12 protein-coding genes are annotated in these 12,712 nt (G+C 39.6%); all 12 read left to right on the top strand.

All coding sequences use genetic code 11. The features are described 5' to 3' along the window. Positions 1–6: 6 nt before the first annotated feature. Complete coding sequence (gene lspA, locus ACU8V8_RS11025; RefSeq protein WP_446887510.1) at positions 7–507, top strand: signal peptidase II; 501 nt, start codon at positions 7–9, stop codon at positions 505–507. Beyond that, on the top strand, positions 504–962 hold the full coding sequence (gene fkpB, locus ACU8V8_RS11020) for an FKBP-type peptidyl-prolyl cis-trans isomerase (RefSeq protein WP_446887509.1): 459 nt from the start codon (positions 504–506) through the stop codon (positions 960–962). Before lspA ends, fkpB begins: the two co-directional genes overlap by 4 nt. Then, positions 962–1,891, top strand: a complete 930-nt coding sequence (ispH, locus tag ACU8V8_RS11015) for a 4-hydroxy-3-methylbut-2-enyl diphosphate reductase (protein ID WP_446887508.1) — start codon at positions 962–964, stop codon at positions 1,889–1,891. Before fkpB ends, ispH begins: the two co-directional genes overlap by 1 nt. Before the next feature lie 50 nt (positions 1,892–1,941). Next, entirely contained in the window at positions 1,942–2,376 is a 435-nt protein-coding gene (locus tag ACU8V8_RS11010) for a hypothetical protein (RefSeq protein WP_446887507.1), read from the top strand. Beyond that, on the top strand, positions 2,358–2,972 hold the full coding sequence (locus ACU8V8_RS11005) for a sensor histidine kinase (protein WP_446889628.1): 615 nt from the start codon (positions 2,358–2,360) through the stop codon (positions 2,970–2,972). The genes ACU8V8_RS11010 and ACU8V8_RS11005 overlap by 19 nt, the downstream gene beginning before the upstream one ends. Beyond that, positions 2,969–3,670, top strand: a complete 702-nt coding sequence (locus ACU8V8_RS11000) for a LytR/AlgR family response regulator transcription factor (protein WP_446887506.1) — start codon at positions 2,969–2,971, stop codon at positions 3,668–3,670. Before ACU8V8_RS11005 ends, ACU8V8_RS11000 begins: the two co-directional genes overlap by 4 nt. A gap of 146 nt (positions 3,671–3,816) precedes the next feature. Next, entirely contained in the window at positions 3,817–4,377 is a 561-nt protein-coding gene (gene pilV, locus ACU8V8_RS10995) for a type IV pilus modification protein PilV (RefSeq protein WP_446887505.1), read from the top strand. 1 nt (position 4,378) lies between these two features. Further along, positions 4,379–5,377, top strand: a complete 999-nt coding sequence (locus tag ACU8V8_RS10990) for a PilW family protein (RefSeq protein ID WP_446887504.1) — start codon at positions 4,379–4,381, stop codon at positions 5,375–5,377. Continuing rightward, the gene (locus ACU8V8_RS10985; protein ID WP_446887503.1) at positions 5,365–5,847 is read left to right on the top strand and encodes a pilus assembly PilX family protein; all 483 of its coding nucleotides are present in this window, start codon (positions 5,365–5,367) and stop codon (positions 5,845–5,847) included. The genes ACU8V8_RS10990 and ACU8V8_RS10985 overlap by 13 nt, the downstream gene beginning before the upstream one ends. Before the next feature lie 13 nt (positions 5,848–5,860). Further along, the gene (locus ACU8V8_RS10980) at positions 5,861–9,058 is read left to right on the top strand and encodes a PilC/PilY family type IV pilus protein (protein ID WP_446889627.1); all 3,198 of its coding nucleotides are present in this window, start codon (positions 5,861–5,863) and stop codon (positions 9,056–9,058) included. Positions 9,059–9,465: 407 nt separating this feature from the next. Beyond that, positions 9,466–9,777: a hypothetical protein gene (locus ACU8V8_RS10975; protein WP_446887502.1), complete on the top strand. Its 312-nt coding sequence runs from the start codon at positions 9,466–9,468 to the stop codon at positions 9,775–9,777. After that, positions 9,767–12,670, top strand: a complete 2,904-nt coding sequence (locus ACU8V8_RS10970; protein WP_446887501.1) for a pilus assembly protein — start codon at positions 9,767–9,769, stop codon at positions 12,668–12,670. Before ACU8V8_RS10975 ends, ACU8V8_RS10970 begins: the two co-directional genes overlap by 11 nt. The last annotated feature ends 42 nt before the right edge of the window (positions 12,671–12,712 follow it).

Here is a 12,712-nt window from a genome sequence, read left to right as displayed (position 1 = left end):
TAGTGAGTGAGCAAGCTAGCCCAAAAAAGTGGTTTAGTGTGGCTTTGGTTAAGTCTGTTACTTTTAGTAGCAGACTTTGCCAGTAAAACGCTAGTGGTGAATACAATGAATCTGCGTGATTCGATTGATATATTACCGTTTTTTAACCTTACTTACGTACATAACTACGGAGCTGCTTTTAGCTTTTTAAGCGATGAAACTGGTTGGCAACGTTGGTTTTTAAGTTTAATAGCAATCACCATTAGTGGTTTATTGATTTGGTGGTTAAAGCGTTTGCCAGCGTCTAATAAAATTTTATGTGGTGCCTATGCGCTGGTTTTAGCCGGCGCAATTGGTAATTTATACGACCGTATGTACTATGGTTATGTCATCGACTTTTTGCACTTCTACTATGAAAGCTGGCATTTTCCAGCGTTCAATATTGCTGATAGTGCAATTTGTGTAGGTGCAGCATTGTTATTATTTGATGCCTTCACTGGCGAAAGTCCAAAGGAGCATAAAGCATGAGCCAAACAGTTATCACGGAAAACTCAGAAGTCATTTTTCATTTTTCAATAAAACTCTCTGATGGCTCTGCAGCTGATTCGACCAAAGTGCATAATAAACCAGCTAAGCTGGTTATGGGTGATGGCAGCTTAACAGCAAACTTTGAAAAGTGTTTATTTGGTTTAGCGCCAGGCGACAGCAAATCATTTGAACTTGAGCCTGAAGATGCATTTGGTCAACCTAACCCTGATAATATTTATTTTGTTGAGCGTAGTAAATTTGGCCCAGATACACCGGCTACTGTAGGTTCTATTATCGCGTTCACGCAACCTGATGGTACTGAATTACCAGGACTTGTACGCGAAGTGCAAGGCGAGTCGGTAACAATTGATTTTAATCATCCTTTATCTGGTCAGAAGTTAACCTTTGAAGTTGAAATTTTAGACGTTGATAATACACCTAAGGTAAATGATTAATGGATATTTTATTAGCCAATCCTCGCGGTTTTTGTGCGGGCGTTGACCGTGCGATTAGTATTGTTGAGCGTGCGTTAGATATATTCGAAAAGCCAATTTATGTGCGTCACGAAGTTGTACACAACCGTTATGTGGTTGATGGCTTAAAACGCCGCGGAGCGGTGTTTGTTGAAGAGCTTGATCAAGTACCCGATGAAAGCATCGTAATTTTTAGTGCTCATGGCGTATCGCAAGCTGTTCGTAGTGAAGCAAAACGCAGAGAGCTTAAAGTGTTTGATGCAACCTGCCCACTTGTTACTAAAGTGCATATGGAAGTGACCCGTGCTAGCCGTAAGGGAACTGAGTGTATTTTAATTGGTCACCATGGTCATCCTGAAGTTGAAGGTACCATGGGGCAGTACGATAATAGTAATGGCGGTATCTATTTAGTTGAAACGGCAGAAGATGTCGCTAAACTCAATGTAAAAAATCCAAATAATCTTTTTTACTGTAGCCAAACGACTTTGTCGGTTGATGATACGGCAGATGTGATTGATGCTTTACGCTCTAAATACCCGGTTATTGATGGTCCTCGTAAAGATGATATTTGTTATGCCACACAAAATCGCCAAGATGCAGTTCGTGACTTAGCTGATAAAGTTGATGTGTTATTAGTGGTTGGCGCTAAAAACAGCTCAAACTCTAATCGTTTACGCGAGCTTGCTGATAAAATGGGCACCGTAGCGTACTTGATTGATGATGCAAGCAATGTTGAAGATGCTTGGTTTACTAATGCAAAAGCTGTTGGTGTAACCGCCGGTGCATCTGCACCTGAAGTACTTGTTCAACAAGTTATTAGCCGTCTTAAAGAATTGGGTGGTAAACAGGTTGTTGAAAATCCAGGCGAAGAAGAAAACATAGTATTTGCCGTACCCGTTGAGCTACGCTAACCTTAATCTATTTATGGGACATTTTTAAGGAGAGTGCAATGAGCAAGTCGGTGCAAACCAATACTTTGCTTTTTGCGGCTCTTTTTACTGAGCGAGGTGTGCTAGCTACATTAGTTGTGGTGCAAGTTATTGCTACTATATTGGCTTTTGCACCTAGTGCAGCTCAAGACATCTGGATCCGTTTAGGTGTAATTAGTTTATTTTTACAGCTTATCTTTTTATTAAGCCTGTCCTGGCTTTTTCTGCTACGGTTTATTCTACAGAGATATTCGCGCTTCATTCAGAGTGTTAGTTTATTCATCTCTCTTTTATCAACCACATTGTTAATGAGTATCGCGGTTCTCTGTTTTGCTGGCAGCGTGATTGAAGTTGCTGATCCTGTTGTGTTTATATTACGAAACTTACTAATTGTAGTTTTAGTTGCGTGTTTATTTGTGCAGTTTCTCACAATTTACGTTGAAAAAAGCTGCAAACCAATGCATTAGCAAGAGCTGAGCTGGATGCACTACAGGCGCGCATTAGGCCACACTTTTTATATAATAGTCTTAATACAGCCGCCGAATTGACTCATTACGATCCAGATGCTGCGGAGCAAGCGATCTTAACATTAGCTGCATTATCGCAAGCTGCAATGCAAGTTGGAAAAGAAACCGCATTGTCTGATGAAATTACATTGACCCGGCAGTATTTAAGGTTAGAAAGCTGGCGGTTTGCAGAGCGGCTACAAGTTGACTGGCAATTACCAGAGCAACTACCAAACATAACAATTCCTTGTTTAACATTACAACCACTATTAGAAAATGCCGTGTGTCATGGTGTTGAGCCTTCATTGACGGGGGCTGTTATTTATGTCGAATTACATGTAAGTCAACGCTCGTTGGTGATCATCGTCGAAAACCCAGTGTCGTCATCATCGCAACAAACACGGCCAGGAAATGGCATGGCATTAGATAATATTCGCCAACGGTTAGATCTCTATTATCAGGGGCATGCTAAGTTGACAATGACTGTAAGAGAAGGGATATATCGGGTTAAATTGGTACTACCTTTGGCTGTTGATTATACGCAGGAGCAACAATGAAAGTTCTTATTGTCGATGATGAGCCATTAGCACGAGCTCGCTTGCAGCGTTTACTTGCGAAAAATCCAGACTACAGTGATATAGCACATGCAAGTAATGGCACCGAAGCTTTACAGCAAGTAAAATGTTTGGCGCCAGATATTGTATTTTTGGATGTCAATATGCCCGCCATGAACGGTTTAGAAATTGCTGCGCAATTAAATACACTTAGTGTGCCGCCCGCGATAATATTTGTGACCGCCTATCCTGAACATGCTTTGGATGCTTTACAACTTAGTGCAGCAGGTTACTTAGTTAAACCAGTTACAGAGCAAAGCTTAGCCAATACTATAGAGCAACTAGGTCGTCTCACTCGTGCTCATGTGCAAAAACAGCGCCCAGCGATGATCAACTATCAACTAGCAGGTGTTACGCGAAGTGTTGCACTAGAAGATGTCTATTATGTGATCGCTGAAGATAAATACACACGTTTAGTTTTTACTGGTGGCGAAGCGTTACTTGACCACAGTTTAAAGCAGTTAGAAGAAGAGTTTTCCACGCACTTATTACGAATTCATCGCAAGATATTAATTAATCAATCACGTCTAATTGAGCTGAAAAAAAGCGCTAACGGAACGCATGCTGTTGTATTGAAAGGTTGTGATTGTTTATTGCCTGTTAGTCGGCGTGCGTATAGGAACGTAAAAGAGCATCTTTAATTCCCCTCCTCATTTTAGATACACAGGTTATTAGAGCTGTCCGAGTAACCATTTATCAACAAATATAACCGTTTATCCTGAGCAGAGTTGAATCTACCTACTGATAGCATATGCTTATAGTGAGATAGTTTTATATTAGGTGCGTTATGAAATTAGTCAATCATACACCACAGCAAGGTTTTACATTAGTAGAGGTATTAATTGCGTTTGTGATTCTAAGCTTCGGTTTACTGGGGGCCGTTGCATTACAAGCAAAAGCAAAACAAGCAAGCTTTGATTCAATGCAGCGAGCGGCTGCGGTTGCTTTAGGTAATGATATTATTCAACGGATACGGGCTAATGATCGTGTGGCAGCAATTACTCAATATAATGGCACATTTACGAGTGATACCGAGCTTGAACAGTCACGTACTTGCTACAGTGACGCATGTAACTCAGCGCAAATAGCGGCACTTGATCGGCAGCAATGGATCCGTGCAATACAAGCTAAAGAAAATACAGGCGCTTTAGATGATGCAACGGTATGTATAGAGAATACTGCCGTACCAAATAGCGATGATAAAGCATTTAATATCCAAGTAGTGGTGAGTTGGCAAGGCCGCCAAAAATTTACCGGCACGACAGAAACCCAGCAATTAACGTGTGGTGAGAGTAATAGTAATCGCCGCATTATGGTTTTGAAAAGTTATATTTACCTAAGGAGCTAATATGAAGCAGCAAGGTTTCACTTTAGTCGAAATGATGGTGGCATTATTTATTGGTGGTTTAGTGCTTGGGGGAGTGATGTTCACGTATGTCAGTATGAAAGTAACCACGAGAGATACAATGACAATAGGTGACTTGCAAGAAACAGGTCGCTTAGCGCTTAATATTATGCAGCGAGATATAGAGCAAGTTGGTTTTTGGGGCACCTTTTATGAAGATTCTTTTTCAGAAGAAAATACACAAGTGTCACTTACATCTGGACAAAAACCAGCCCCAGATTGTTTTGCGGGGTCGAATAATGGTAGCTTTCCTGTTTTTAACGTGAACACTAATTTTCGTTCAGTGTATGCCATTGAAACAATGGGGGGAGAAGCTCTAAACTGCCTTAATAAGACAAAAGAAAACACTGATATCTTGCAGGTAAAATTTTTAGAAGGGTTGCAAATTGATCCAACTGATAGCACTGCGAATAACTATTATTTTATTGCAGAGCAAGAGCGAGGCGAGTTTCGTAAAGGCCCCATTGCTGCAAATACCATAGGCGGTAATGCAACGCTTTGGCGATATCGTCATCATGTTTATTATATTGATGAGCAAATTTTTAAAATAAACGATCGTAACACAGAAGTGCCCGTATTGATGCGACGTCGGCTGGCACCGAGTGGAAATATGGTCACTGAAACGATTATGGAAGGCGTTGAAAATATGCGGTTTTTATTCGGTTTAGATACGAACAATGATAGTCGAGTAGACACTTACCGCAGTGTTAATAAAATGACCGCAGCTGATTGGGAAAACCGCCGAGGCATTTTAACCGTGCAAGTATTTATTTTGGTACGAGCATTACAAGAAGATGCTAACTTAAAACAGCTCAATCAAACATATACCTTAGGCGAAGATGTCGACCAAAGAATACTTGAGTTTGATGATAAGTTTCGTCGAGCTCTATTTACAACAACGATTCGCTTAAATAATGTAGGAGCAAACCTATGGAGAATTTAAGGTTAGCTTCAAAACAGCAAGGTGTTGTTCTGATTGTGGCGCTGATCATGGTTGTTGCTGTCACCGGTATAGCTGTGACGCTTATGAGTAGCAGTAGTGTGGATATGAAAATTACCAATGCCGCATTTGAGCGAGAAGAAGCTGAAAACGCTTTGATGGGTAATGTACAACAAGTGATAGCTGATGAAGCGACTAAAGGAGGAACCAGTTACTTTTTATATACGCGAGCGCAAATACCGAATGGTTCAATCGCATTAGATAAAGTGGGCGATACAGTAAACTCAATGAGTAATTTAAATAATGGTGCGCTAGATCTGCCCTGTCCCCGCAAATTTAGCTTTACAGCGGGTATTTCATGCAACATGGTGCAAGTTGATAGTACTATAACCTATGGCTCAAAAAGTAAACACACTATTACAATAACGACTGGAATCGCCCAAGAAATGGCTAGTTTAAATACTGGCGGTTAAGTGAGTAAATATGATGAAGTTTGAAAAGTTAGTTATAAGTATTTCGCTCAGTATTGCACTGCTTTTGAGTATGCACAGCTACGCTGAAGATATTGAATTATATGTTAATCATAATGTTGAACTCGATGAAAAACCTCGTGTTTTATTGATTTTTGATACCTCTGGGAGTATGGCTTTTTCTTCAAGAACAGGGGATGACTGCGGACAATACAGTAATGGAGATTGGAGGTTGTGCAGTGATAGCCGGTTGGGGGTGGCTAAAGATGCAATGACACAATTAGTTGAAGGACATCCAGATATTGATTTTGGTCTTATGCGTTATCACAGCACCGATGGTGGATATATTGTTAATGGTATTGGTAGCTCTCATGACACAATTACGCGTTCAATAAATAACCTGCCAGCAGACGGAGGAACGCCTTTAGCCGAAACTCTTTGGGAAGCCTATTTATATATAACCGGGAAAAGCTTGAACTATGCATTAAATCTCAATGAAAGTAGTAGGGATACAGGTGTTGAGAATAAAGTTTATACAGGAAGAGTGAAAGTTCGCAAATGTAGTTCGTGGTGGAATTGTTGGAATGAATGGCAAAATAACTACGATTACACCTATATTTCTCCTTTTGCAGATAGCGAAGCTGAAGCTATACGCTGCGATAACTCAGTGAATATAATTTATATGACGGATGGTGATCCGTCTTCAGGGAGTGATAACGATAGTGATACTGATATAAGTAGCGAATATAGTAAATATTTTGGCCGTTCACTTACCAACGATGATTATGTTTACAGTAATTATTTACATCAACTTGCGAAAGTAATTCATGGTGTAGACGCAAATAAAAAAGCCGGTATCGAAGAAGTTATTGTTGATCTATACCCACAAACCCCTGATATCCACGAAACGGGACGGGTATATACCGTTGGGTTTGGTTCAGGGATGACTGCTCTAGGTCGTCAGTTGCTAGAAGAAACGGCGGAACTTGGTGGTGGTCAATATGAACATGCTAATACGGCAGATGAGTTATCAGATGCATTTAAAAAGTTCATTACAAATATTCGAGAAGTAAATGACACGTTTACATCTCCTTCAATCGCAAGTAACAATGTGGATCAGACTCGAAGCCGAGAATCGATTTACTATGCTATGTTTTACCCCGAAACAGGCGCTCGTTGGCGAGGGAATTTAAAAAAATTAAAAGTGTCAGGTACAGAAATTGTTGATGCGCAAAGTAATCCTGCACTTAATGATGATGGCTTGATTAAGTCAACAGCACATACCTTTTGGTTACCTGAAAATTCTGCTGCAGATGGTAATTCAGTGGAAAGTGGTGGAGTTAATTTACATCTTACAAATTTAGCAGAGCGAACCGTTTACACCGATTCTGCCGCAGAAGGACTCATAGAGTTTAAAAGCTCCGTTTTGCAAACAGCTTTAGGTGGACTTGTAAATTTAGCTAATAGTTTCGGGGCCGATATACTCAATGTCGCCTCAACTATAGATTGGGCTAGAGGTGTTGACGTTGATGATGAGGATAAGGATGGCTCTCGTCGGGATCAGCGTCAGGACATATTTGGTGATCCATTACACTCAAAGCCCGTCACTATTGATTATGGTAATGATGATATACGTATACTGATTGGTACTAATGCTGGTTTTTTACATATGTTTCAGGATAAAGGGGACGAAGTGAGTGAAACATGGTCATTTATTCCTAATAGCTTATATAGAATTTTAACACCGTTGCGGGACAACCAAGCTGATACTAAAGTGTACGGCGTTGATGGCCCTATTACAGTCTTTTTCGATGACGCTGATCGTGATGGTGTTGTTGAAACTGGCGATCGCGTATGGGCGTTTTTTGGTATGCGTAGAGGTGGTAATTATTATTATGGTTTAGATATTACCAACCCTGATGTTCCTCGATTAATGTGGACAATTCAAGGAGGCACAGGTGTATTCTCTGAGTTAGCACAAACTTGGTCAGCGCCAATCGCAACATATATTAAAGGGAAAACAGATCCCGTGCTAATTTTTGGGGCGGGCTTTGATACTAATAAAGACAATATACAGCTTAGTAATGATAGAAAAGGACGGGGGTTATATATTGTTAATGCATCAGATGGTAGTTTGGTGTGGGAGCTAACCCCTAAAACAGGCTTTAAAGGAGAGCATAGTATAGCCGCAACCGTATCAATACTTGATTCTGACTATGATGGCTATATAGACCGTCTATATGCAGCTGATACAGCAGGTAGTATCTGGCGAGTAGATATGCCCGGTGAAAATCCGAAGGATAGCATAAACCCATGGACTCACTTTGAACTTGCACAATTAGGAGGAGCATTATCTAGTCAAGATAGACGTTTTTTCTATAAGCCGGTTGTGGCGCGGACAATGTTTAGCAAGGTAACTAACACTACTGAAAATGATAAAACAACGATTACTCGCCAAGACATACCTTTTGATGCGGTATTAATTGGCAGTGGCAATAGGCCCAAACCCACGTTAACGAACGTGCAAGATCAGTTATTTATGATCCGTGATATTAATACTGTGACTAAGTCATTTTTGGATGATGACATTCCAGCTCCCATTACAACCAGTGATTTAATGAATGTGAATAATGACCCTTTTGCGAATGCGCTCAGTGATATCGGTAAATTTACTGATGAAGAATTAAAGCTTAGTCAAAAAAGTGGCTGGTATTATGATCTTCCTCGAAGTGGTGAAAAATCACTTGCCGCCGCCACTGTAGTTGGTGGCGTTGCTTACTTTACGAGTTTTACACCGGCTTCAGAAGATTCGGTTATTAATCAATGTTCTTTAAGCGGCGGAAGCGGCGGTTTATATGCATTTCACTTACATTATGGCACCAAAGTGTATGAACAGCTACGCTATGTGACGAGTAATGATGTGCCTGATACACCACAACTGTATTTTGGTTCAACAAATACATGTGAGACTGATGATTGTGATGAACAGAGCCAGTTTTTATTGTTAGGGCCAGGGGTAAAGCAAACACAAGAAACACAGGCGGAGTTAAGCGCGAAAAACCCATTTGTGCCAAAGGAAATTATAGGGCCTGGTATTTCGTTTGATGAAGATGGCAAAATTAAACTAGTAAGTGATGCCGTACCAATTGGTTTTGGTTTTAAAACCCAACAAACATTTATTTATAAACGCGAATTGAATGATAACTATAAATAACTATTAAAGTTATTTTTACGCGGTTTTACTACCCTTAATGTAGTAAAACCGTATAACTTCCTTTTCAGTCAGATTGTTTAAATACTTTACTTAATAACCAACTTTCATATTAAGACGCATACGGCCGTATTACAGGTTTTTGTACTGAATAAGCTCCATACCTACAAAATATTTTATCTTTTTCCCAAGTCCCAACCCTATTTTGTAATTTTTCTGTTCTGAGGAAATTAACAAAAAAACATGATTTCACTGATGTAGTCATTATATTAATCTAATCAATTAGATGTAGTTAAAAAGGATTGCTTGGTGTGTTTTTTATACAGAGAAATGACTGTTTTATGTTGTGAAATCTAAATTTTGTGCTGTACTAAAGTAGTACTCATACTAAATGGAGAGAAGTCTTCTGTATGAGTTTTAAACGAGAAGATTTTCACATGGATAGGGTTGTCGCTATGTTTCAATTTACGCATGGAATTACAAAACTGTTTGGCTTTTTAGCTGTTTTTACCAGTCAAGTGACTCTGGCTGATGATATTGAATTATATCATTCACAAAATGATGATAAGCCAAAAGTATTATTAGTATTTGATAACTCGCTAAGTATGGCTTTATCAATAAACAGTACTAAACAGTGTAAAAAGTTGCTTGGTGCAATTAAGCTATGCCCTGAGACTCGACTATCCGCTGCAAAAACAGCGATGAAAAAAATTGATCAATGACAATCCCAATGTTGATTTTGCGCTTATAAAATCGAATGGCCCTTTAAATTTAAAATTAAATAATTTACTTGATTTAGGTAACTTATTTGACTCAACAGGTGGTTATGTCACTCATGGGTTTGGAACAGAGCACAGTGATATTATCGAAACAATTGATGATTGGGGGCTACTATCATTAGTTAACATAAGTCCTGCAACTGAAATGTTACATGAAGCGATGCTGTATTTACATGGCCAACAGTTTGGTTATGATCACCTTAAATTCCTTGATCTCATTGATATTCGTATTCAACAACAAGGGCATTATATTTCACCCTTTAGTTTGAATGATGGCTCTGAAATCCCCTGTGAAAGTAAAGTGAATGTTGTATTGATCACCGATGGTATATCCTTAACAGAAAGCTTGCCATTATTAGAAAATAGCCGTGAAAACGATATAAAACAGTTGCATCAAAGCCTATATGGTTATCCCGCCGATAAATTCAAAAATACCTATTTACCAACCGTAGCCAAACTTTTACATGGGCAAGGAATTAGTAATTTTGATGCCTATCCAGACACTGCAATTATCGATAATGTTAATGTATATACAGTCGGGTTTGGTCATGGCATGCCTCTTTATGCTGAGCAAGTATTGGTAGAAACAGCAAAGCAAGGTGGCGGGCAGTATTTTTTAGCTGAGTCAATAGAGGAGCTTAATGAAGCGTTTGCGACGACAATGAAAACAGTACGGACTGTTGATGCTAGCTTTTCTTCCCCTGCGATTGTAGCAAGTAGTGCCGATAGAACGCGCCACTTAGATAGTATTTATTTAACTATGTTTCAACCAGCTTTAGGTGCTCGTTGGTTGGGAAATTTAAAAAAATTAAAGGTTTCAGGTACGCAGATCACTGATGCGACAGGTAATCTTGCACTGGATGGAAGTGGGGCAATCAGCCAAGATAGTCGTACTTTTTGGCTTCCTGATGTGGAACCTAATGATGGCGCTAAGTTGCAAAGTGGCGGAGTTAATTATTGGTTGTCGGAATTTGCTGAACGCAATATTTATACGGATACAGCTGCGGGGTTGATGCCTTTTACTTATTCTAATTTAGAAAATCAGTTAGATGACCTTGATGAATTGTTTAATGAACCATTATCGGAGATTGAAGCGACTATAAATTGGGCGCGAGGAGTTGATGTTGATGACGAAAATAACAATGACAACCGGACTGAAACTCGCAGTAATATTTTTGGTGATCCACTGCACTCTAAACCCGTAGCTATTGATTATGGAAATGGCGATATAAGGATTCTTGTTGGCACAAATGCTGGTTTTTTACATATGTTTCAAGATAAAAACGATTCCTTGTCTGAGAGCTGGGCATTTATCCCACGCAGCCTTTATAGCATTCTCAAACCATTAAGAACTGACCAATCAAATAGTAAAGTATATGGCGTTGATGGCCCTATCAGTTTATTTATTGATGATAAAAATAGCAATGGAATTATTAACGATGATGATCGTGTCTGGGCATTTTTTGGCTTACGTCGGGGAGGACGTAATTATTACGGACTTGATATTTCAGAGCCTGATTCACCAAAATTACTTTGGAGCACACCAATTCAAGGGGGGGTATCATCATTTAAAGAGCTTGGGCAAACGTGGTCAAAACCAATTGTAACTTATATTAAATTGGCAGGTTTTGAAAATAAACCGGTACTGATCTTTGCTGCCGGTTATGACGCGAATAAAGATAATGAGCAGCCAAGCAGTGATGATAAAGGGCGGGGCATATATATTGTAGATGCAAGCAGTGGCGAAAAAGTATGGTCATTGACCCCTGAAAATGGATTTGCAGGTGTAGATAGTATTGCGGGCGATGTTGCGGTATTTGATGCTAATTATGATGGTTATATAGACCGTCTTTATGCTGCTGACACCGGAGGGAATGTATGGCGGGTAGATATGCCAGAAGGCAAGTCGTGGACACATTTTAAATTAGCCGAACTCAGTGCTAGTGGGATAGCTAATAGGCGTCGTTTTTTAAATCAACCTATGATTGCAAGAACATTATTTAGCCGTGTTAGTAGTGTTTTTTATAATGGGGAAATGCATCAAGTACGCGAAGATATTCCGTTTGATGCGGTGTTAATCGGTAGCGGAGATCGTGCAGATCCGATGACCACAAATACTCAAGATCAACTTTATATGGTGCGTGATATAAATACTGTTACTGGCCAATTTCCTAATGGCTTACCTGAGCCGATTCGTATTGACGAGTTAATGGATGTCAGTTTAGATCCATTTTCCACCAAGCTTGATGATAACGAGGCGTTTGTTCAACTTGAGGTCGAACTGGGAAACTTTAAAGGGTGGTACTACAACTTACCTAAACTAGGTGAAAAGTCTCTCGCTGTTGCAACAGTGGTTGGCGGTATTGCTTACTTTACAAGCTATACTCCTGCAGCCTCGACTGCGCCTGAGGCAAGTCAACAGTGTATAAATAGTCGTGGGCAAGGTGCTATGTATGCGTTTCATTTGCATTATGGCACTAAAGCCTATGAGCAATTGGCTTATTTAACGCGTGATGAGTTACCAGATACACCGCAATTGTATTTTGGAGCTCAAGAGCAATGCGACGATAAAGATGATGATAATCTTTGCGATGATACTATGGAGCCGGTTGCCAAAAAAAGTCAGTTTTTACTACTTGGTCCTTGGTTAAATACACAGCAAGTGGCAGGTATTTTAAAACCTAGTGAATCGTTTGTGCCACAAGAATTATTAGGACCAGACATTACATTTGATGAAAATGGCCATATAAAATTAGTAACGAGTTCATCAACACAAGGTCTGGGTTTTCGGGTTCAGCAGACGTATGTATATAAGCAAGACATTATTTCTCAATAATTAAAAAAGGTGCTTAATGCGGTAAATTCAGGCAATAATTGC

The sequence above is a fragment of the Pseudoalteromonas sp. SaAl2 genome (genome assembly GCF_052947895.1).
Note: the sequence above shows the minus strand (reverse complement) of the source record. Positions and strands in the feature narration are given on the sequence as shown.